Source organism: Kitasatospora sp. NPDC086791 (assembly GCF_040685975.1).
Taxonomy (GTDB): Bacteria; Actinomycetota; Actinomycetes; order Streptomycetales; family Streptomycetaceae; genus Kitasatospora.
The window spans coordinates 35,122-56,047 of record NZ_JBFBOC010000011.1 but is presented as its reverse complement, the minus strand read 5'-3'; the positions used below and the strand labels follow the sequence as shown (position 1 = coordinate 56,047).

Here is a 20,926-nt window from a genome sequence, read left to right as displayed (position 1 = left end):
GCAGAACGACCCGCAGAACGATCCTCCGCACCACCGGCAGAACGCCCCTCGGAGCGCCCTCACAACGTGAGCGGCCGCTCCGAGGCCCGGATCGGCGAGGGGAGTTCGGTCCGCCCCCGCAGGTAGCGGTCCACCGCCGCGGCGGCCGCCCGCCCCTCGGCGATCGCCCACACCACGAGCGACTGCCCGCGCCCGGCGTCACCCGCGACGAACACGCCCTCCGCCGCGGTGCCGAAACCCTCGTCCCTGGTCAACGCGCCCTCCGGTCCGATGGCGAGGCCGAGTTGGGCGAACAGCCGCTGGTCCGGCTCGGGCCCGCTGAAACCCAGGGCGAGCAGCGCGAGCTGCGCCGGAAGGGTCCGCTCGGTGCCGGCCCGCGGGCTGCGGTCGGCGGGCTCGGTCTCGGCGAAGCGGACGGCGCCGAGCCGCTGGTCCGCGCCCGGCTCGAAGCCCACGGTGACCGCCGCGAACACCCTGGGCCCGGCCGCGGCGGCCCCGGACTCCTCGTGCGAGGTGGTCTCCCGGTACACCTTGGGGTGGACCGGCCAGGGCTGCCCGGCCGCCCGGCGCCCCGGCGGACGCGCGTTGATGTCCAACTGGGTGACCGAGGCGGCGCCCTGGCGCAGCGCCGTGCCCAGACAGTCGGCCGCGGTGTCCCCGCCACCGACGATCACCACGTGGCGGCCCTCGGCGGAGACCGGCGAGGCCGGGCAGTCGCCCTCGTCCGTCCGGTTCGCCCAGGTCAGGTACTCCATCGCCTGGTGCACGCCGGGCAGGTCGCGGCCGGGCACCGGCAGCTCCCGGCAGGCGGTCGCCCCCACCGCGACGACCAGCGCGTCGTACCCGGCCCGCAGTTCCTCGCCCGGCACGTCCCGACCGGCCCAGACTCCGGTGCGGAACGCGGTCCCCTCGGCCCGCAGCTGGTCCAGCCGACGCTCCAGCCGGTGCTTCTCCAGCCGGAACGGCGGGATGCCGTACCGCAGCAGCCCGCCCGGGCGGTCGGCCCGCTCGTACACCGTGGTGGCGTGCCCGGCCCGGGTCAGCTGCTGGGCGGCGGCCAGCCCGGCCGGCCCCGAACCGATCACCGCGACCCGCCACCCGCTCTCCCGCCCGCCGTCCCGCCCGGGCGGCCGGGGCCCGTCCCAGCCCTCCTCCCAGGCCCGGTCGGCGATCGCCAGCTCCACGTTCTTGATCGTCACCGCGGCCCCGTCGATCGCCAGCACGCAGGCGCTCTCGCAGGGCGCCGGGCAGAGCCGCCCGGTGAACTCCGGGAAGTTGTTCGTGGCCAGCAGCCGGGCCGCCGCGGCCCGCCAGTCGGCCGCCGCCACCAGCCGGTTCCAGTCCGGCACCAGGTTCCCCAGCGGGCAGGCGCTGTGGCAGAACGGCAGTCCGCAGTCCATGCACCGCTCCGCCTGTCCGCCCACCACCGGCAGCAGCGCCCCCGGCCGGTACACCTCCCGCCAGTCCCCCAGCCGTTCCCGCGCGTCCCGCCGCGCCCGCTCCGCGCGCGCGGTGTTGAGGAAGGCCATCCGGTCTGCCATCGCGGCCTCCGGCAGGGCGTGCCGACACTGACCCGGCGGCCCGCCCGGCGGCACGCCACCGTGTGGCCACCGTACGCCTGCGAAGCAGCGGGCGAAAGCGCGACCGGACGCACCCGCCCGACCACCGCCACCGACCCGCGCGAAACCGCCGTGAGCACGCCAGGGAGAATCCTCGCCATGACCCACACCGTGCTGATCGCCGAGGACGACCGGGCCATCCGCGACTCGCTCGTCCGCGCGCTGATGCTGGAGGGCTACCGGGTGCGGATCGCCGCCAACGGCACCCAGACCCTGGCTGTCCTCGCCGAACAGCGCCCGGACGTCCTGCTGCTCGACGTGATGATGCCCGAGCCGGACGGCCTGGAGGTCTGCCGCCGGCTGCGGGCCGACGGCGACCGCACCCCGGTGCTGATGCTCACCGCCCGGGTCGAGGTCCCGGACCGGATCGCCGGGCTCGACGCCGGGGCCGACGACTACCTGGTCAAACCCTTCGACGTGCACGAGCTGTTCGCCCGTCTGCGCGCCCTGCTGCGCCGCAACGAACCGGCCCCGGCCTCCGGGAGCACGGCCGTCGCCGAGGTCCTGACCGTCGCCGACCTGCGGATCGAGCCGCCCGCCCGGCGGGCCTGGCGGGCCGGCGAGGAACTGGAGCTGTCCCGCACCGAGTTCGACCTGCTGGAGCTGCTGGCCCGGCACAGCGGGGCCGTCCTCGACCAGGCCACCCTGTACGAGCAGATCTGGGGCTACGACTTCGGCCCCGGCTCGAAGAACCTCGCCGTCTTCATCGGCTACCTGCGCCGCAAGCTCGACCGACCCGGCCTGACCCCGTTGATCCACACCGTCCGCGGCGTCGGCTACACGCTGCGCGAGCCGTGACCGGCCCGGCGCGCCGCCGCCCGCGCCTGCCGCGCCCGGGCCTGCACGCCACCCTCTCGCTCGCCTTCGCCGCGATCGCCGCCCTGGTCGCCGTGCTGATCGGCGCCCTCGGCTACCACGCCGCCGCCCGGCTGATCCGGGACGACGAGAGCGCCGACTTCAACGCGGCCGTCGCCTCCGTGGAACAGCAGGTCGGTCGGGAGGCCCTGTTCCCGGGCGACTTCGCCGGCCCCAGCGGTCTGAGCGCCGACCTGCTGCGCCCGATCCGGGCCAGTTCCCAGGCGCTCGACCCGGAGGCCCGGGTGCTCCCCGGCACCGCACGGCTCGACCTGCCGTCGACCCCGGCCGACCGCGAACTCGCCCGGGCCGAGGAGCCGGGCCGCACCGCGACCGGGATGCGCCGGCTGCACGGCGACGCGCTGCGGGTGGGCGTGGTCTCGCTCGGCGGCCGCCGCGGCGCGGTCCAGATCATCCAGCAGGTCGGGCCCATCGAGCACCTGCTGGCCGCGCTGCGGGCCCGCACCGCCACCCTGGTGGCGGTCGTCGCGGTGCTCGCGGGCGGGGCCGGCTGGCTGCTCGCCCGGGGGATCTCCGGCCGGCTGGTCCGGCTCACCGCCGCGGCCGAACTGGTCGCCACCAGCGGCCGGTTGGACGTCCCGGTGCCCGCCTCCGGGACGGACGAGGTGGGCCGGCTCGGCCGCGCCTTCGACCGGATGCTGGTCCGGCTCGCCACGGTCAAGGAGAACCAGCGCCGCCTCGTCCAGGACGCCGGACACGAACTGCGCACCCCGCTGACCAGCCTGCGCACCAACCTCGCCGTGCTCCCCGCCCTGGACCGGCTGCCGCCCGCCGAGCGCGCCGCGCTGATGGCCGATCTGGCCGAGGAGGCACGGGAGTTGACCCAGCTGGTGGAGGAGCTGGTGGCGCTCGCCGCGGACCGCAGGGCGGACGAGCTGCCGACCGAGGTGGCCCTGGCCGAGGTGGTCCGCGCGGCCGCCGCCCAGGCCCGGCGGCGCAGCGACCGGGAGATCCTGGTGGACGCGGACGACACCGTGGTCACCGCCCGGCCCGACGCGCTGGCCCGTGCGGTGGGCAACCTGCTCGACAACGCCGCCAAGTTCGACCCGGCGGGCGCGGGCCCGATCGAGGTGGTGGTGCGCGGCCGCCGGGTGGAGGTGCGCGACCGCGGCCCGGGCATCGACGAGGCCGACCTCGACCGGGTCTTCGACCGCTTCTACCGCGCCACCGCCGCCCGCAGCCTGCCCGGTTCGGGGCTGGGCCTGGCGATCGTGCACGAGGTGGCCCGCTCGCACGGCGGCGCCGCCTTCGCCGCCAACCGGGAGGGCGGCGGCGCGGTGATCGGCTTCACCCTCGACGGCTGACGGCTGACGGCTGACGAAGGACCGACACGGGCGAACCTCACGCCGGGACGGACGTCAGCAACCCCCGCCCGAGCCAGTCGGCTTCGTCCTTCACGCCCGGCAGCACGAAGAAGTACCCGCCGCCGGTCGGCGAGATGTAGTCCACCAGCGGCTCGCCGATCAGCCGGGTCTGGGTGGCCTCGAACTGCCGCGCCACGTCCTGCTGGTAGCAGCAGAACACCAGGCCCATGTCCAGGTTCCCGGCCGCGTCGACGCCCCGGTCGTAGTTGAACCCGCGGCGCAGGATGCGCGAGTCGTCGGTGTCGGCGGTGCGCGGGTTGGCCAGGCGGATGTGCGCGTCGAGCGGTATCGCCTTGCCGTCCGGGTCCTTGGCGTAGTCCGGCGCGTCGGTCTCCCGGTGGCCGTCGAGCGGCGCGCCGGTGTCGCGCCGACGGCCGAACATCTTCTCCTGCTCGGTGAGGGTGACCCGGTCCCAGAACTCGATCAGCATCCGGATGATCCGGATCACCTGGTAGCTGCCGCCGACGGCCCAGGCGGGCTCGCCCGTCGCGCCGTTCACCCAGATCAGCCGGTCCATCTCCCGGGACGAGCCGGTGTCCGGGTTGACGATCCCGTCCTTGAAGCCGAGCAGGTTGCGCTGGGCGCCGTCCGGGCGGGACTGGTTCTGGAAGCCGTCGATGCGCCAGAGGATCTGCATCGCGCCGCGGGTGTGCCGGGTGATGTCGCGCAGCGCGTGCAGCACGGTGTCCTGACGGTCGGCGCAGATCTGCAGCGAGAGGTCGCCGTGCAGTTCGGCGGCCTGCAGGTTGTCGTTGGGGAAGGTCTTCATCGGCGTCAGCTTGAGCGGCTTGGCCCCGGCCAGCCCGTAGCGGTCGTCGAAGAGCGAGGCGCCGACGCCGACGGTGACGGTCAGGTTGTCGGTGGGGACGGTCGGGCCCAGGATGCCGCTGTCCGCGGGCGGCGCGCCGACGCCGAGGTCGGGCGGGGTGCCGCCGGCGGTGAGGAAGCGGATCCGCTCGGTCAGGGTCCTGAGGAGGCCTTCGAGGCCCGTACGGTCCTGGGCGATCACCTGGCACGAGACGAAGGCCGCGTAGCCGGGGACCGGGGTGGTGATCCCGGCCTGGTGGGCGCCGTGGAACGGGACCGCCCCGCCCTTCGCCGGCCGGCCGTCCCCGGCGGCGGCCGGACCGGCGGCGAGGGTGAGGGCGCCGCCCGCGAGCACGGCCGCGCCGGCCCCCGCGCCGAGCGCGGCCCGGACGAAGCTGCGCCGGGCCGGGCCGGCCGGACAGCCGCTCTGCGCCGAGGCCCCGTCGGCGACGGCCGGAAGGGCTGCCGAGGTGTCGGCGTGCGGGAACGGGCAGGAGCCGGCGGCTGCGGTGTGGTCGGTCATCAGGCGGCCTTCCGGATCTCGAGCAGGGCGGGGATGGGGGCGAGGTCTTCGAGCAGCTGGCCGGTGGCGCCGTTGAGCTGACGGCGGGCGTCGGCGGGCAACCGGTCGACCGGGGTCCAGCCCTCGGGCCGGTGCGCGGCGGCGACAAGGTCACCGACCCGCTTCATCCCGGCGTTCACCCGGACCAGCAGCTGCGGGTCCCGCTCGTCGAGCAGCGGCTGCAGCAGGGTCAGCAGCTCCTGGGTGCCGGCCAGGTTGGCCCGGACGGTGGCCAGGTTGCTGCCGCTGCCCATGTCGGTGTCGCCGGTCAGCTCGAACTGGAGGGTGTTCTCCAGGATCTCGTGGGCGCGCAGCGGCAGGTCGGCCGGGTCGAAGTCCTGGGCCGGGAAGTCGTGCGCCAGCTTGGCGACGTTCTGCGCCAGCTCGTCCGCGACGGGCGTCAGTTCGGCGGCGGACTGGCCGTGCCAGAGGCCGTACTCCAGGCGCAGGAAGCCGGTGAAGCCCGGGTCCCGGTACTTGTCGGCGAGGCCGTCCGGGCGCCCGTCGATCTTGCCGTCGAGGTCGGCGAAGGTGCCGTAGGCGGCGCCGAGCGAGGCGTACTGCAGGTGCGCGGTGAGCCAGTCGGCCTCGGCGGTGGCGAGGTCGCCGGAGTGCACGTCGGCCTGGAGCTGCTGGGTCTGCGTCATGAGGGTCGCGAGGCCCTGGACGACGTACGCCTGGTAGCTGTCGAGCGGGCCCTTGAGGTCGTCCTCGGAGACCGGCTTGACGGCCTTGACCGCGCCGCCGCCGGCGAGGTGCACGGCGGCGGAGGTGACGGCCTTTCCGCCGGTCGGCACGCAGCGCCAGGCGTAGTCGCCCGCCCCGATGGTGGCGGTCAGGGCCCGGGTGGTGCCGGGGGCCAGGCCCTCGACCTCGCCGTAGACCGCACCGGTGCCGGGGTCGACCAGGTACACCTCGGAGACCTTGTCGCCGGCGTTGTGCAGCTGGAACACCTGCTGGCCGGCCTGCGGGGTGCCGAAGCCCCTGCCGCAGTCCTGCTCGGAGACGGTGACGGTGGCGGAGCCGCCCTGCTTGCCGTCGCTGATCGCGATCACGGCGCCGGCCACCACCACCGGGACGGCGACCAGGGCGGTCGGCAGCACCCAGCGCGGACGTCCGGGGCGCCCCGACCCGGCCTCCTCCCCGACGGTCGCGCCGGACGCGCCGGACGCACCGGACGCACCGGACGCCGCAGCCCCGCCGGGCTTCGCGGCAGCCGGAGCCCCCGCGCCGCCCCGGACGCCCTCGACGAACATCGTCATGACCACGCCCAGGTAGGCGACGTAGCCGACGACCTGCAGGACCGTCATGGTGACGGTCAGGTTGAGCGTGCCCTGGACGAGCGTGGCGTACCAGGACGAGGCGTCCAGGTGCCCGCTCAGGTCGAAGGCGTACGCGCTGCCGCCGCCGACCAGACCGGACTCCTGCAGGTCGCGCAGGCCGTAGCCGAGCACACCCGCCGCGACGACGATCAGACCGGCGCCCGTGACGGTGAAGAACCGGGTGAGGTTCATCTTCAACGCCCGCCGGTACAGCCCCCAGCACAGCCCGGTGGAGAGCACCAGGCCGACGGCCGCGCCGAGCAGCGGGCCCGTGGACTCCCCGGCGGTGCGCACGTTGGTCCAGAGGAAGAGCGAGGTCTCCAGGCCCTCGCGGGCGACCGCGAGGAAGCTGGTGAGGACCAGCGCGCCGGCGCCCATCGCCAGCGAGGCCTGGACCTTCTCCTTCAGTTCGGCGGAGAGGGTGCGGGCCGAGCGGCGCATCCAGAACACCATCGCGGTGACGAAGCCGACCGCGATCAGGCTGAGCACCCCGCCGAAGGCCTCCTGGGCGTGGCCGGAGAGGTTGGCGGCGGTGAAGGTGAGCACCGCGCCGAAGCTCAGGCTGAGCGCGACGGCCGCCGCGACGCCCGTCCACACCTGGGGCAGCCGGGGCTTCCGGTCCGCCCGGACCAACGTGGCGATCAGGATCGACACGATCAGTCCGGCTTCCAGGCCCTCGCGCAACCCGATCAGGAAGCTGGGAAACGCCTCATCCCACATGCCGCGGGCTCCTCCCCCGGGCAAGCCCGGGCCGTCACCTGTCTCGCCCCGCCGCGGTGGCGGTGGAGCGGCACGCCGAACGCCCCGGACGTCGTGGTCCAGGGCGCTTCGACTTAGCTTAGGCAAACCTTAGAGCCGCGCCGGTCAACTGCACCCCCGCTTCAGGTAAGGGTTCGGTATGGGTACACCCGTGCGTCCCCCAAATCCGCACGTCGGAGCGGTCGACGGGCCGGGCGCGTCACGGCGCGCCCCGCCCGCGCCGTCACCCCCACCACTGCTCGGGCACCGGCTCCGGCTCGGCCGGGACCGTCACCGGTTCGGCGGAGCGCACCAGCAGGTCGCCCGCCTCCGTCTCGGCGACCAGGTAGCCGCACTCGCGCAGCACGAGCGCGGCCGCGCCGCTCAGTGCCGCGCACGCCTCCCGGGTGGGCGGCCCGTCCGGCTCCGCACCCGGTGTCCAGCCGACCGCCACGCCCTCGGGGCGGCGGTCGATCCACAGCGGCGAGGAACCCGGCACGGTGTCGAACCCGGCACGGGCCAGGGCCTCGGTGACGTCCTCGAAGAGTTCACGGTGATCCACCATTGGCGCAGCGTAGGCCGTGGACCGCGCGACCCCCGGACGCGGCGCGCGCCGGACCGCTCCAACGGCACCCGACCGCAGCATCGACACCCGTTGGCCCGACCGGCGGCCGACCGATCGGGCGTCAGGGCCCCCCGTCCGGCCCGACACGAGCGGCCGGACGGACCGATGGACGTGCACAGTCGGCCCCCTGCCGACAGCATGTCAGAGTAAGCGATCCATCACCCTGAGCAACGAGTCCGGCGGGCCGGTCCGGTCCGCGCGCCGGTCCGACCGGCGGGCCCGTATCGAGAGGTCCCATGATCACAACACTTCGCCGGCCGGCGTTCCCGCCGACGGGGCTCCAGCACGGCACGCCGAGGACGCCGGGGAGCCCGTCGTGAGAGCCGACCAGCAGTCGCAGCCGGGACCGGTGACCAGCACGCGCGCCAAGCCCGCGAACAAGGCCGAGGCCCTGGCCGACTGGACCGACGGCCGACTCGGCATCTACGCCCTGGCCAAGTCCAACCTGCGCAAGATCTTCCCGGACCACTGGTCCTTCATGCTGGGCGAGATCGCGCTCTACACGTTCGTGATCATCATCATCACGGGTGTCTGGCTGACCATGTTCTTCCAGCCGAGCATGAGCGAGGTCATCTACGAGGGCTCGTACGTGCCGCTCAAGGGCGTCCAGATGTCGGAGGCCTACGCCTCGACGCTCGGCATCAGCTTCGACATCCGCGGCGGCCTGCTGATCCGCCAGATCCACCACTGGGCGGCGATCGTCTTCGTCGCCGCGATGCTGACGCACATGATGCGCGTCTTCTTCACCGGCGCGTTCCGCAAGCCGCGCGAGATCAACTGGATCTTCGGCGCGCTGCTGCTGTTCCTCGGCATGTTCGACGGCTTCATGGGCTACTCGCTGCCGGACGACCTGCTCTCCGGCACCGGCATCCGGTTCATGGAGGGCGCGATCCTGTCCGTCCCGATCGTCGGCACCTACCTGCAGTTCTTCATCTTCGGCGGGCAGTTCCCCGGCTTCGTCATCATCCCGCGGCTGTTCACCGTCCACATCCTGCTGATCCCGGGGATCATGGTGGGCCTGCTCGCGGCGCACCTGATCCTGGTCTTCTACCACAAGCACACCCAGTTCGCCGGGCCCGGCCGGACCAACGACAACGTGGTCGGCATGCCGCTGCTGCCGGTCTACACGGCCAAGGCGGGCGGCTTCTTCTTCCTGGTCTTCGGCGCGGTCTCGTTCATGTCGGCGATCGCCACGGTCAACCCGATCTGGGCGTACGGCCCGTACCGGCCCGACCAGGTGTCCACGGACGCCCAGCCGGACTGGTACATGGGCTTCTCCGAGGGCCTGGTCCGGGTGATGCCCGGCTGGGAGGTCAGCGTCTGGGGCGGCCACACGCTGAACCTCGGGGTGTTCATCCCGTTGGTGGTCTTCCCGATGGTGCTGCTGGCCATCTGGAGCTGGCCGTTCCTGGAGGCGTGGGTCACCGGGGACCGCGGCGAGCACCACATCGCGGACCGGCCGCGCAACGCCCCGGTCCGCACCGCCTTCGGCGCGGCCTGGATGGGCCTCTACCTGAGCCTGCTGGCCGGCGGCGGCAACGACCTGCTGGCCACCCACTTCCACCTCTCGATCAACACGATCACCTACGCGGTGCGGATCGGCTTCTTCGCCGTACCGGTGGTCGTCTTCGTGATCACCAAGCGGTGGTGCCTGGGCCTGCAGCGGCGGGACCGGGAGAAGGTGCTGCACGGCCGGGAGACCGGCGTCATCAAGCGCCTCCAGCACGGCGAGTACGTCGAGATCCACGCCCCACTGCCGCCGGGCCGGCTCTTCACCCTCACGGCGCACGACCAGCCGCAGCCGTCGGTCCTGCCGCCGGAGGTGGACGAGAACGGGGTGGTCCGCAAGGCCGGCCTGTTCACCCGCGCCCGGGTGAAGCTGTCCCGCGGCCTCTACGGCCAGGGCAGTCAGATCGCCAAGCCCACCGCCGAGGAGCACGCGGAGGTCACCAGCGGCCACGGCCACCACTGATCCCGCTCCGGACCGCACGAGGGCCCGCGGCGCCGTTGTCGGCGCGGCGGGCCCTCGTCGTGCGGACGGGCCGGGCGGCCCCGGCGGGCTCAGCCCCGCAGGGCCGCCGGGACGACGGCGAACAGCGCCGCCGCCAGGGTCACGGAGACGCAGAGCGCCGCCCAGCGGGTGCAGATCCGGCGGCATTCGGCGCGGTAACGGGCGGCCAGCCGGCGGCAGCGCTCGACGGCGCGGTCCACGACTTCCTCGGCGTAGCGCAACCGGTCGGCGGTGTAGGCCAGTTCGAGGTTCTCCCGCTCCGCGGCCGGGAGCCAGGGGAACTGCCCGGCGAAGGCGCGGGCGTCCCGCTCGGCCGCCGCGACCTCCGCCTCCCAGGCCAGGAACCCCTCGATCCGGGCGAACTCCACCCGGCGGTCCGCCCGGCCGCCGCTGCCGGCGGACCTGCCCCGGCGAGGGTTCCGCGCTCCCGGCGGACGCTGTCTGCCACCCATGACCGCTCCTCGTGTCGAGTCGTCCCGCCTGGTCGGCCGCGCGGGAGTTGGTTCTGCGGCGGATCGCTCCGCAAGCAGGCAACTACTACCAGTGACCACCGGAGGGCATCCGACGACTCGCCGGGCCTCCGCGCAATGCGACCCCACCCGCGCCCACCTGGCCGGGGTGGACTACGGGCTGCTCACGAGCCCGGCCCTGATCGTCCTCCAGCGGCCCCTCGTCTACCCGGTCCGCCGGGGACGGGTGCTGGTCACCCTCCTCCCCGCGGCGGCCCTGGCGGTCGCCGTGGTCGCGATGCTCACCATCGAGGTGGGGGCGTGCCCCGGGACGCGCACCCCGAACGCGAACCCCCAACGCGGATCCGGAACGCGGATCCGGAACGCGATCCGGACGGTCCCGCTGTCCTGACGCCCGGTCAACTATGGTCGTCGCCGGCACGTCCGACCGGGACGGGCCGCTTCCTGATGAGACGGGGAAACAGTGCGCATCGGAATCATCGGCACGGGCATGGTCGGACAGACGCTGGGGAGCGAGTTGGTCTCGCTCGGCCACCAGGTGACGCTGGGCTCCCGGAGCAAGGACAACGAGAAGGGGCTGGCCTGGGCCGCGCAGGCCGGACCCGACGCCCGGAGCGGGACCTTCGCCGACGCGGCCGCCTTCGGCGAGGTGGTGGTGAACGCCACCGGCGGGACGGTCGCCCTGGCAGCGCTGCGGGCCGCCGGCGCGGAGCACCTCGCGGGGAAGCTGCTGATCGACGTCTCCAACCCGCTGGTCTTCGGCCCCGGGGGCGAGGTGACGCTCGACCCGGTGAACACCGACAGCGTCGGGGAGCAGATCCAGCGCGAGTTCCCCGAGGCCCGGGTGGTGAAGGCGCTCAACACCGTCAACTGCGCGGTGATGGTGGCGCCGGGCCGGCTGGCCGGTGAGCACAACCTGTTCATCGCCGGCGACGACGCGGCGGCCAAGGCCGAGACCGTCGCGCTGCTCGGCGGCTTCGGCTGGCCGGCCGAGTGGATCATCGACCTCGGGGACATCACGGCCGCCCGGGCGACGGAGATGCTGATGCCCCTGTGGCTCCGGATGATGGGGCACTTCGGCAGCGCCGAGTTCAACTACGCGTTCCGCCGCCCCGCGTGACGCGGAGGGCCTGCCCCCCGGCGCACCGGGGCGGCAGGCCCTCCACCCGTCCGGTCCCGGGCGGCCGGGGGCACCCGGGGTGGGGGAGAATGGACCGCATGTCCAGACGCCGTTCCGCGCCCCGCACCGCCGCCCCGCGGCTGCTGCCCTCCTCCCCCTGCCCGTGCGGCCTGCCCGCCGCCTACGGCGACTGCTGCGGGCGGCTGCACCGCGGCCGGGCGGCGGCGACCACCGCCGAGTCGCTGATGCGCTCCCGGTTCAGCGCCTTCGCCGCGCAGGACGAGGCGTACCTGCTGCGGACCTGGCACCCGGACACCCGGCCCGCCGAGGTCGACTTCGACCCGGCGCTGTGCTGGACCCGGCTGGAGGTGGTCTCCGCCACCGAGGGCGGCGCGTTCCACGCGGAGGGCACCGTCGCGTTCCGCGCGCACTGGACCGAGGGCGGCGAGGAGGGCGTGCTCACCGAGCACAGCCGCTTCGTGCGGCACGAGGGCGCCTGGGTGTACGTCGACGCCCTCTCGCTCGGCTGAGGTGCGCCGCCGGCCCTACAGGTAGTCGTCCAGGCGCCCCAGCGCGAAGCCGGCCGCGGTGACGTCGTTGACGACCTTGCGCAGCAGGTCCGGCATGGTGGCCTTCCAGATGTCGGGCCCCCGGAAGTGGGTGAGGATGATGTCCCCGGGGTGCAGCGCGCGGTCGTCGTAGCGCCACTCCATGTGGTCCGGGAACGCCTCCTCGTTCCACATCGGCACCGCCTGCACCCCGCAGGAGGCCGCCGCGCGCAGCGTGTCGTCGTTGTACTCGCCGTACGGCGGCCGGAACAGCCGGGGGCGGGCGCCGATCTGCTGCTCCAGCTGGTCCTGCTGGTCGCAGATCTCCTGGCGCTGGGTCTCGTAGTCCAGGACCTTCAGGTTGCGGTGGTTGATCGTGTGGTTGTTGATCTCCACGCCCTGGGTGTGCAGGTCGCGGAAGTAGCCGTAGTTCTCGCGGGCGAGGTAGTCGGAGACGAAGGCGCTGAGCGGGATCCCCAGCTCCTCGGCCATCCGGGAGAACGCGGGGTCCTTCTCCGCTCCGTCGTCGACGGTCAGGAAGACCACCTTGTCGTCGGTCGGCACCCGGTAGACCACCGGCGGGCGGCCCTCCGCGAGCTTGACGCCCTGGACCGGGGCGAGCCGGGCCCTGGTCGCCGGGCGCGGCGGGGCCTTCAGCGGCGGGCTGTCCAGGCCCCAGCGCCGCGCGGTCTGCAGCGCGGTCCGGGCGGCCGCTTCCTGGCGGGCGGCCGCCTCACTGCTGGTCTCCTCCTCCAGGCGGGCCAGGCCGGGCAGCATCGGCGGCGCCGCGGGCGGGCGGGCCGCGCCGCGGTCGGCGGCGTCGGCGACCGCGGCTGCACCGGCGGCGCCCCCGGGTGCCGCGGCGGTCTCGACGGCGGGGGCCGGGTCCGGCTTGGCCGGTTCTTCTGCCTTGGCCGCGTTCGCCTTCGCCGGGTCCGCCGCGGCCGGGGCGGCCTTCGGTGCGGCGGGGCCGGCCGGACCGGCGCAGCCGGCGAGGACGGCGGAGAGACAGACGGTGGCCAGCAGCCCGGTCCGCACACCGCCCCGGCTCTGACGCCCCCTCAAACCAGCGTTAATCCGACAATCTGATGGTCTATCCATAGCTGCACTGCTCCCCCGCCGCGCACCCCCGTCAATCCCCTCGTCACCCGTGCGGGGCAACGGCGCGCCGTGGGCCTTGCCGTTCCTTTGCCGTCCGCCGACCGCACCGAGCGAACCGAGCCGCACCGCGCGGACCCGGCCGCGCCGGCGGGGCCCGGTTCCGCCCGAAAACCGATTGCGACGGCGGGAACGCGAAGTGGATCATGCGCGCATGACGAACACCGCGCCCCTCCGCTCCGACCTCTGGTCCGTCGCCACGGCCGACGTGACCACCCCCGAGTCCCTGGAGCTGCTGCGCGAGTACTTCTACGACGTGGCCAACCGCTACTTCCGCCTGCACTTCGGCCGGGAGGGCACGCCCGAGGAGCTGGAGCCCGCGCTGGCCGACACCCCCAGCGACGACCTCGTCGCCCCGGACGGCGTGTTCCTGATCGGCCGTCACGACGGCGTCGCCCACGCCTGCGCCGGGCTGCGGCGCCTCGACGCCACCACCGTCGAACTCACCCGCGTCTACGTCCGCCCCGCCCTGCGCGGCACCGGCGGCGGCGCCCGTCTGCTCGCCGCCGTCGACGAGGCCGCCCGCGCCCTGGGCGCCGACCGGATCGTCCTCGACACCCGCCTCGACCTGGTCGAGGCCCGCGCGCTCTACCTCCGGAACGGCTACCAGGAGATCCCGGCCTACAAGAGCGGCCCGTACGCCGAGGTCTGGTACGGCAAGGAGCTCACCGCCCCCGAGCAGCAGGGGCGTTGAGCGCCACCGGCTACCGGCTACCGGCTACCGGACCAGCGGGTTCGGACGCCGCCCGGCGACCGCGCCCGCGTCGGAGCGGGACTGCCGACCGTCCGCCAGGGCGGCCGCCAGCTCCTCCGCCGAGGGCGGGTTGGCGCCCGGGCGGGCGACGGTCAGCGCGGCGGCCGTCACCCCGTGGGTGAGGCAGGTCGGCAGGTCGGCGCCGCTCGCCCGGGCGTGCAGGAAGGCGGCCGTGAAGGAGTCCCCGGCGCCGACGGTGTCCGCGACCGGTACCGGAACGGCCGGCGCCTCGGCCCGGACGCCCTCGGCGGTGCGGGCGAAGGCGCCCTCGGCGCCGAGGGTCACCGCGACCACGGCGGGGCCGAGGGCCAGCCAGCGCTCGGCGACCGCGTCGGGCCGCTCGCCCGGGTAGAGCCAGGCCAGGTCCTCGTCGCTCGCCTTCACCAGGTCGCTCAGCGCCACGCAGCGCTCGACCCGGCGGACGGCCTCGGCCCGCTCGCCCATCAGCGCGGGGCGGACATTGGGGTCGTAGCTGATCCGCGTCCGCCCGCGCCACCGCTCCACCAGCGCCAGCACGGCGGCCGCGCCCGGCTCGGTGACCGCGCCGATCGAGCCGAGGTGGATCGCGGCGGGCGGCTCGGCGAGGCCGGTCGGCCCGGTCGGCTCGGTCCCACCGGTCGGCTCAGCCGCACCGGTCAGCGCGGTCGCCTCGGTGAGCGGGAGCGTCCAGCCGATGTCGAAGGTGTACTGCGCCCGGCCCAGGGCGTCCAGCCGGACCACCGCCGAGGGCGTCCGGGCGACCTCGGCGGCCCGCACCCGCACGCCCGCCGACTCCAGGTGGGCCCGGATCAGCCGGCCGTCGGCGTCCGGCCCGAGCTCGGTGAGCAGGGTGGCCGGGCGGCCCAGGCGGGCCAGGCCGTACGCGACGTTGGCGGGGCTGCCGCCGGGGTGCACCCGGTCCGGGGCACCATCCGTCCGGACGATGTCCGCGACGCACTCGCCGATCACCAGGACGTACGAAGCTGGGCTGGTCACGGCGGCTCCTGGCGTCCGGGGCGGGGCTCGTCTCGGCCGTCAGCCTACGGGGTGCGGTCGCGCGGGGAGCGCCAGGGCGTGAAAGTACGGCCGCCGGACCTGGTCCAGGAACTCCGGCGGCCGTGGCCCCGTCCGTCAGGGGACGAAGCACTGCCGACGTTAGACGGCCGCCGGGGGCCGCGCCATCACCGAGGGCCGTCCGGGGGACGACCGTGTGTCGTCGGGTCCGCCGGATCGCGCCTGCTCGGGCCCGGCGGTCCACTAGCATCCGTGCGCGGTTTTCCTGTCCCGGCGGCTCCCGCGCCCGCTCCCGCTCGTGAAGTGCGGTGATCACCTTGCCCAGGCCCCGTGCCGGTCTCCTCCTGTCGCTCGTGCTCAGCGCGGCGCTGCTGTCGGCGAGCGTTCCGTCGGCCGGTGCCGTCGCCGGGCTGGGCGATCCGGTCTTCCCCTCGCTCGGGAACACCGGGTACCGGGCGCTCGCGTACGACCTGGCCTTCGACTACCGGGCCGACACCCGCACCGTGGCCGGCACCGCCGTGATCACCGCCCGGCCCGACCGCACGCTCGCCCGCCTGGAGCTGGACGCGCTCGGGCTGACGGTGCGCGCCGTCCGGGTGGACGGGCGGCCGGCGGCCTTCGCCACGCACGACGAGAAGCTGACCGTCACCCCCACCAGCCCGTTCCGCCCGGACGTCGCCACCGAGTTGACGGTCGAGTACACCGCCGATCCGCGGGCCCGGCTGCCGCACACCGGCTGGGTCCCCACCCCCGACGGCTTCGCGGTGGCCGGACAGCCGGACGGCGCGCACACCGTGTTCCCGTGCAACGACCACCCGGGCGACAAGGCCCGGTTCACCATCGCCGTCACCGCGCCGGACGCTCTCCTGGGCGTCGCCGGCGGCGAGTTGACGCAGACCGAGCGGCACGGCGACGGCCGCACCACCCGCCGGTACGTCTCCCGCGAGCCGATGGCCACCGAGCTGGTCCAGGTCTCGGTCGGCGACTACACCGTCCGCGAGCGCACCGGCCCGCACGGCCTGCCCGTGCGCGACGTCGTCCCGACCGCCCGGGCCGCCGAGCTGGAACCCGCGCTGGCCCTCACCGCCGATCAACTCACCTGGGCCGAGGCGCACCTGGGGCCCTTCCCGTTCGAGGCCTACGGCATCCTGCCCGCCGACACCGACGACCCCGACGCCTTCGCCTTCACCGGTCTGGAGACCCAGACCCTGACCCTCTACAAGCCGGGCTTCCTGCGCCGGCCGGAGCCGGAGATCGGCTCGCACATGATGCACGAGCTGGTGCACTCCTGGTTCGGCGACAGCGTCTCCCCGGCCAGGTGGTCCGACCTCTGGCTGAACGAGGGTCACGCCGACTTCTACGGCCTGCTGTACCGCTACGAGCGCGGCTGGCCGGACACCGCGGGCCACACCACCCTGGCCGACCGGATGCGCGCCGTCTACGGCCTCGGCGACCAGTGGCGGCACGACTCCGGGGCGGTCGCCTCCCCCACCGCCGCGAACCTCTTCGACAGCCAGCGGTACACCGGCGGCGCCCTGGTGCTGTTCGCGCTGCGCGAGAAGGTCGGCGCGGACGCCTTCGACCGGATCGAGCGCACCTTCCTGAGCCGGTACCGGTACGGCAACGCGACCACCGAGGACTACGTCCGCACCGCCTCCGAGGTCGCCGGGGAGGACCTGGGCGGCTTCCTGGACGACTGGCTGTACGGGCTGCGCACGCCCCCGATGCCGGGGCATCCGGACTGGACGGTGGGACCGGTGGGCGCGGCGCCGGACGGTGCCGCGGCCTCGGGCGCGGCGGGGGCGGTCACCCGGCCGGACGGGAGCGCGGGGACGGGAGGGGCGGGGGTGCCCCGGGGCTCCGGGACGCTCTGACGGCGCCGCTGGGGCTGCTGGTGCACGCCCCGGCGCGACGGTTCGCACCCGCTCGCCGCGTACACGCCCTGACCGGCCGGGGCTGGTGGGGCCATGGTGGTTGCCACGGCCCGCCCGCCGCCCGGCCTGAGTCCCGGTCGGCGCGCGGGCCGTCCAACGGTTCCCGCGCGGGCCGTCCGAGGTCCCGGCGCGGGCCCCGGCCGCGCTCCGCCCTCCGTAACCCTTCCGGCGCAGCGTCGTTGGACCGGCCATGAAGAAGCGCAGCATGCTCGCCGTCGCCTCGCTCGCCGTGGGCGTCGTGGCCTCCCTCACCGCGCCGAGTGCGCACGCCAGCGCCGTGGGCGGCCAGGAGGGACTGCCCGGGCCGCTGAGCAGCGCGCCGGACGTGGTGCCCGGCCAGGTCGGGGACGCGGGCGGGGTCGTCGGGCACGCCGCCACGGGCTTCGTGACCGGGTCGGCGGACGGGCTGGTCGGGGTCGTCCCCTCCTAGCCCGCCCGTCGCCTCGGCTCCGGCGCGGACCGTCCGGTCCGGTCAGGACATCGGCGCGCCGAGGTCCTCGGTCCAGTAGGCGGTTCCGGCCTGGCTGGTGGCGAAGCCGACGCCGATGTCCTTGAAGCCGCAGTCCAGCATGTTGGACTGGTGGATGCCACCGTCCATCCAGTGGGCGAGGACCGTGGCCGGGCTGGTCGGGCCCCGGTCGAGGTTCTCGCCCCACTGGGACCAGCGGTAGCCGGCGGCGGTGATCCGGGTGTCGGTGCGGACGCCGTCCGGGTTGACGTGGTCGAAGAAGCCGCGGGTGGCCATGTCGTCCGTGTGCTTCTGGGCGGCGGAGTGCAGCCGGGGGTCGATCCGCAGGGGGGCGCAACCCACCTTGCCCCGTTCGGCGTTGACCAGGTCCACCAGCTGGCGTTCCGGGCTCGACGTCGGTGCGGCAGTGACCGTGCGGGTCGGGGTCGGCGTGGGGGTCGGCGTCGAGGTGGGGGTCGGCGTCGGCACGGGGGTCGGGACCACCGCCACGGGTGCGGCGACGGTCGGGGTGTCCTGGGCGGCGGCCGGAGCGGTCGGCTCCGGGGCGGTCGCCACCGGCGGCTCGCTCTGCTGCGGCCAGACCAGCGCGAGGGTGGTGACGGCCACCGCCGCGGCCGTGCCGCCGGCCAGGACGGCCTTGCGGGCGGCGGTGCCGGCCCAGCCGCCGTGCCCTCCCGCGCCGGTTCCCGCACCCGAGCCGGCGCCGGAACCGGTGCCCAGGCCGGCGCCCGAACCGGCTCCGGTGGCGGCGGTCTGGGCGGCGGCGGCCGCGGTGTGCTGGAAGTGCAGCAGGACGGGCGAGCCGTGCGGGATCGGCACCAGGGCCAGGCCGGCCAGCAGTCCTTCGGCGGGGAAGAGGTCGCGGCCGAGGCCGTCGCAGGACCCGCAGCCGCGGATGTGGCGGGCGATGCGCTTGCGCCAGACCGAGTTCGGGGTGCCGTCGAAACCGGCGGTGAGCTCGGTCAGTTCGGGGCAGCGGGGGTAGGCGCTGAGGGCCCGGACCACGACCCGGCCGGCTTCCAGCTGCTTCTTCATCCGCTGGACGCGGACGGCGGTGTGCGCGGTGCTCAGGTCGAGGGCCTCGGCGAGTTCGGCGCGGGTGAGGTCGCCCGCGGCCTCCAGCCACCACAGGGAGAGCAGTTCGCGGTCGTCGGGGTCGAGCCAGCGGGTCGCTTCGGCGACCTCGCGGCGCTGGCCGGAGAGGCCCAGCCGCAGGATGGTGAGGTCGGTGAAGTCGGCCCTGGGGTCGGCGACCTCCCAGGTCTCGTCCAGCCCGCCGATGGCCTGCTGCTGCCCGGCGGCGTGCCGGCGACGGACCTGGTTCATGGTGATGGCGACCAGCCAGGAGCGGAACGAGTCCGGATCGCGGAGCCCGTCCAGACCGTCCAGGGCCCGGATCATGGTCTCCTGCGCGACGTCGTCCACGTCGGCGTGGCCGCCGAGGGCACGGCCGGCCACGTTGTAGACGAGCGGCAGCCAGGTGGCGACCAGCGCCTCCTGGGCCTGCCGGTCGCCGGCCTGCGCCGCGAGCACCAGGGTGCTCCCGGTCCTGTTCTGCACATCAGCGTTCATGGTCCGCACTCCGTCTTGCCGTGTTTCCGTCCGCCGCTGCCTCCTCGGAGACCTGTGGGGAGTGATCAGATAACAACAATGTGCGCGGAATCGGAAAATCGGCCCGGCCCCGGGGCCCGGATCGGGCCAGGGCTCGGGGTTCGGGGCTGGGTTCGGGGCTGGGTTCGGGTCGGGTTCCGAGCGGGTTCCGAGCGGGTTCCGAGCGGGTTCCGAGCGGGTTCCGAGCGGCGCTGGGTTCGGGACGGCGGCCGGTTCGGGACGGCGGCCGGTTCGGGACGGAGTTCCGTTCGGGTCAGGCCGGGGCGGCGAACACCTGGGTCCACCACGGGCCGCCGGACCCGGTCCGCACACCCACGCCGAGCTGCTTGAACGCGCAGTTCAGGATGTTGGCCCGGTGGCCGGGGCTGTTCATCCAGGCGTCCATCACGGCGGCCGGGTCCTTCTGGCCCCGGGCGATGTTCTCGCCCCAGGTGCTCCACCGGTAGCCGGTGGCCTCGATCCGGTGGTCGGCGTGGTAGCCCTCGGGGCTCGCGTGGTCGAAGTAGTTGCGGTCGGCCATGTCGTCGCTGTGCGACTGGGCCGCGGTGGCCAGCCGGGGTTCGGCGGTGACCGGACCGCAACCGGCCTTGGCGCGCTCGGCGTTGACCAGGTCCACGACCGCCTGGGCGTCCGACGGGGCCGCGCCGCCGCCGACCGGGGTCGCGGGCGTGGTCGCGGTCCGTCGGGCGGAGGTCGGCGCGGCGGGGGTGCTGCGGGTCTCGCTCGCGGTCGCCTTGGCGGCGGTGGCGGCGGCGGAGGAGGTGGGGGCCGGGGTGGTGGCCGAAGCCGTCGGGGTGGCCGGGGCGGTGGCGGTCGGCGAGGCCGTGGCACTCGGAGTGGCCGCCGGGTCGGTCGCCGACGGGCCGGTCGGCGAGACCGAAGCAGCCGGGATCGCTCCCCCGGTACCGGGGACCTGGATGCCCTCGTGGGTGCCGATCTCCGCGGCGATCAGCGCGTCGGCGGCCATCGCCTGGCCCATCATGTCCCGGTCGGACTGCTTGCCGCCGTACGCGGCGTACCCGGCGCCGGCCAGCGCGGCGATCAGCCCGGTCCCCGCCACGGCCGCGACCACCGCGGTGACCGGCACGAACCCACCGCGCCGTCGGCCCCGGCGGCCCTGACCGGAGTGGCGCTGGGCGGCCCGCCGCGCGGCTCGGCCACCGGACCGGCCGTGGGCGCCACCCGCGCCGCCGTCGCCGCCGGTGGCCGGGAGGATGGTCGTCCTGTCGTCGCTGTTCACGTGGTCACGCTTTCTGTTCCGGGTCGGCTGGTCGGGTGCCGACACCTGGGAGACCCCCCGGCGGCGCGCCGATAACAGAAAGTCCGAACGGATGTCCGGCGGTCTGGTCCCGGCGTCAGCGCACCGGGGTGTCCGGGGCCATGTCGTAGGTGAGGAACTGGGTCCGGACGGCGACCCGGTCGTACTTGGCGCGGGCCCGGTAGTTGGTCTCCGAGGTAATCCAGCGGACGGTGTTCCAGCCGCGCTCGGCGGCGATCTCCCGCAACCGGGCCAGCAGCTGGTCCGCCGCCCCGCCGCCCCGCACGTCCGGCGCGACGAAGAGGTCGTCCAGGAAACCTCCGACGGCCCCGTGCAGCGGCCGGGCGAACGGCCGGTAGTGGGCGAGCCCGACCGGCCGCCCGTCGGCGTCGCGCACCAGCAGCCCGTCCAGCTCGTGCTCCTCGTCGGTGAGCCAGGACCAGACCAGCCCGACCTTCTCCTCCGGGCACGGCACCCGGTAGAACTCGCAGTAGCCGCGGAAGAGTTCGCGCCAGGCGTCGAACTCGCCGGCCTCGGGTGCGCCCACGCTCCAGCGGGCGGCGGGGGTGTCGCTCATCTCGGTCTCCTCGGGGTCACGATCGGTCGGTCGCCATCAGCATGACGCCCCGTCGCTCGGGATCCGATCACCGTCCCGGCCAAGACCGGCGCCCGCGCACTCCACTCCGG

General features: G+C 74.8%; 19 protein-coding genes. 9 read left to right on the top strand and 10 right to left on the bottom strand.

The window, feature by feature from the left end:
- Positions 1-59: 59 nt before the first annotated feature.
- Complete coding sequence (locus AB0Q99_RS17440; protein WP_363572603.1) at positions 60-1,541, bottom strand: glutamate synthase subunit beta; 1,482 nt, start codon at positions 1,539-1,541, stop codon at positions 60-62.
- A 177-nt stretch (positions 1,542-1,718) separates the two neighbouring features.
- Here AB0Q99_RS17440 and AB0Q99_RS17435 point away from each other — a divergent pair, with 177 nt between their 5' ends.
- Together AB0Q99_RS17435 and AB0Q99_RS17430 are read left to right on the top strand one after the other, a co-directional pair.
- Positions 1,719-2,417, top strand: coding sequence for a response regulator transcription factor (locus AB0Q99_RS17435; protein ID WP_363572601.1), 699 nt, complete (start codon positions 1,719-1,721; stop codon positions 2,415-2,417).
- Positions 2,414-3,799: an ATP-binding protein gene (locus tag AB0Q99_RS17430; RefSeq protein ID WP_363572600.1), complete on the top strand. Its 1,386-nt coding sequence runs from the start codon at positions 2,414-2,416 to the stop codon at positions 3,797-3,799. Before AB0Q99_RS17435 ends, AB0Q99_RS17430 begins: the two co-directional genes overlap by 4 nt.
- 37 nt (positions 3,800-3,836) lie before the next feature.
- Here AB0Q99_RS17430 and efeB read toward each other — a convergent pair whose 3' ends face one another.
- The 3 genes from efeB to AB0Q99_RS17415 form a co-directional block, all read right to left on the bottom strand.
- Positions 3,837-5,189 carry an iron uptake transporter deferrochelatase/peroxidase subunit gene (gene efeB / locus AB0Q99_RS17425; protein ID WP_363572598.1) on the bottom strand — a complete coding sequence of 451 codons (1,353 nt, stop codon included), beginning with the start codon at positions 5,187-5,189 and terminating at the stop codon, positions 3,837-3,839.
- Complete coding sequence (efeU, locus tag AB0Q99_RS17420; protein WP_363572596.1) at positions 5,189-7,270, bottom strand: iron uptake transporter permease EfeU; 2,082 nt, start codon at positions 7,268-7,270, stop codon at positions 5,189-5,191. Before efeU ends, efeB begins: the two co-directional genes overlap by 1 nt.
- 262 nt (positions 7,271-7,532) lie before the next feature.
- Positions 7,533-7,853: a hypothetical protein gene (locus AB0Q99_RS17415; protein ID WP_363572594.1), complete on the bottom strand. Its 321-nt coding sequence runs from the start codon at positions 7,851-7,853 to the stop codon at positions 7,533-7,535.
- 409 nt (positions 7,854-8,262) lie between these two features.
- On the opposite strand from AB0Q99_RS17415, the gene AB0Q99_RS17410 reads away from it, so the two are divergent.
- On the top strand, positions 8,263-9,885 hold the full coding sequence (locus AB0Q99_RS17410) for a ubiquinol-cytochrome c reductase cytochrome b subunit (RefSeq protein ID WP_363572894.1): 1,623 nt from the start codon (positions 8,263-8,265) through the stop codon (positions 9,883-9,885).
- Between the two features lie 89 nt (positions 9,886-9,974).
- Here the strand turns inward: AB0Q99_RS17410 and AB0Q99_RS17405 are convergent, their stop codons facing one another.
- On the bottom strand, positions 9,975-10,376 hold the full coding sequence (locus AB0Q99_RS17405) for a cytochrome C oxidase subunit I (protein WP_363572592.1): 402 nt from the start codon (positions 10,374-10,376) through the stop codon (positions 9,975-9,977).
- 91 nt (positions 10,377-10,467) lie between these two features.
- Here AB0Q99_RS17405 and AB0Q99_RS17400 point away from each other — a divergent pair, with 91 nt between their 5' ends.
- The 3 genes from AB0Q99_RS17400 to AB0Q99_RS17390 all read left to right on the top strand — a co-directional run bounded on the left by AB0Q99_RS17400 (position 10,468) and on the right by AB0Q99_RS17390 (position 12,044).
- Positions 10,468-10,785 carry a hypothetical protein gene (locus AB0Q99_RS17400; protein ID WP_363572590.1) on the top strand — a complete coding sequence of 106 codons (318 nt, stop codon included), beginning with the start codon at positions 10,468-10,470 and terminating at the stop codon, positions 10,783-10,785.
- Between the two features lie 72 nt (positions 10,786-10,857).
- The gene (locus AB0Q99_RS17395) at positions 10,858-11,514 is read left to right on the top strand and encodes an NAD(P)-binding domain-containing protein (RefSeq protein ID WP_363572588.1); all 657 of its coding nucleotides are present in this window, start codon (positions 10,858-10,860) and stop codon (positions 11,512-11,514) included.
- Positions 11,515-11,612: 98 nt separating this feature from the next.
- Entirely contained in the window at positions 11,613-12,044 is a 432-nt protein-coding gene (locus AB0Q99_RS17390; protein WP_363572586.1) for a YchJ family metal-binding protein, read from the top strand.
- 15 nt (positions 12,045-12,059) lie between these two features.
- Here AB0Q99_RS17390 and AB0Q99_RS17385 read toward each other — a convergent pair whose 3' ends face one another.
- Complete coding sequence (locus AB0Q99_RS17385; RefSeq protein ID WP_363572584.1) at positions 12,060-13,127, bottom strand: polysaccharide deacetylase family protein; 1,068 nt, start codon at positions 13,125-13,127, stop codon at positions 12,060-12,062.
- 247 nt (positions 13,128-13,374) lie between these two features.
- Here AB0Q99_RS17385 and AB0Q99_RS17380 point away from each other — a divergent pair, with 247 nt between their 5' ends.
- Positions 13,375-13,914 carry a GNAT family N-acetyltransferase gene (locus tag AB0Q99_RS17380; protein ID WP_363572582.1) on the top strand — a complete coding sequence of 180 codons (540 nt, stop codon included), beginning with the start codon at positions 13,375-13,377 and terminating at the stop codon, positions 13,912-13,914.
- 24 nt (positions 13,915-13,938) lie between these two features.
- Here AB0Q99_RS17380 and AB0Q99_RS17375 read toward each other — a convergent pair whose 3' ends face one another.
- A complete protein-coding gene (locus AB0Q99_RS17375) occupies positions 13,939-14,949 on the bottom strand; it encodes a carbohydrate kinase (protein WP_363572580.1) in 1,011 nt (336 codons plus the stop codon).
- Between the two features lie 371 nt (positions 14,950-15,320).
- Here AB0Q99_RS17375 and AB0Q99_RS17370 point away from each other — a divergent pair, with 371 nt between their 5' ends.
- Together AB0Q99_RS17370 and AB0Q99_RS17365 are read left to right on the top strand one after the other, a co-directional pair.
- On the top strand, positions 15,321-16,841 hold the full coding sequence (locus AB0Q99_RS17370) for a M1 family metallopeptidase (RefSeq protein WP_363572892.1): 1,521 nt from the start codon (positions 15,321-15,323) through the stop codon (positions 16,839-16,841).
- Positions 16,842-17,091: 250 nt separating this feature from the next.
- Positions 17,092-17,331, top strand: a complete 240-nt coding sequence (locus AB0Q99_RS17365; protein WP_363572578.1) for a hypothetical protein — start codon at positions 17,092-17,094, stop codon at positions 17,329-17,331.
- 42 nt (positions 17,332-17,373) lie between these two features.
- Here the strand turns inward: AB0Q99_RS17365 and AB0Q99_RS17360 are convergent, their stop codons facing one another.
- From AB0Q99_RS17360 to AB0Q99_RS17350, 3 genes are all read right to left on the bottom strand, one after another.
- Positions 17,374-18,942, bottom strand: a complete 1,569-nt coding sequence (locus tag AB0Q99_RS17360; RefSeq protein ID WP_363572576.1) for a sigma-70 family RNA polymerase sigma factor — start codon at positions 18,940-18,942, stop codon at positions 17,374-17,376.
- 292 nt (positions 18,943-19,234) lie between these two features.
- Entirely contained in the window at positions 19,235-20,221 is a 987-nt protein-coding gene (locus AB0Q99_RS17355) for a CAP domain-containing protein (RefSeq protein ID WP_363572574.1), read from the bottom strand.
- A gap of 115 nt (positions 20,222-20,336) precedes the next feature.
- Positions 20,337-20,816 carry a GNAT family N-acetyltransferase gene (locus AB0Q99_RS17350; RefSeq protein ID WP_363572572.1) on the bottom strand — a complete coding sequence of 160 codons (480 nt, stop codon included), beginning with the start codon at positions 20,814-20,816 and terminating at the stop codon, positions 20,337-20,339.
- Positions 20,817-20,926: the final 110 nt, after the last annotated feature.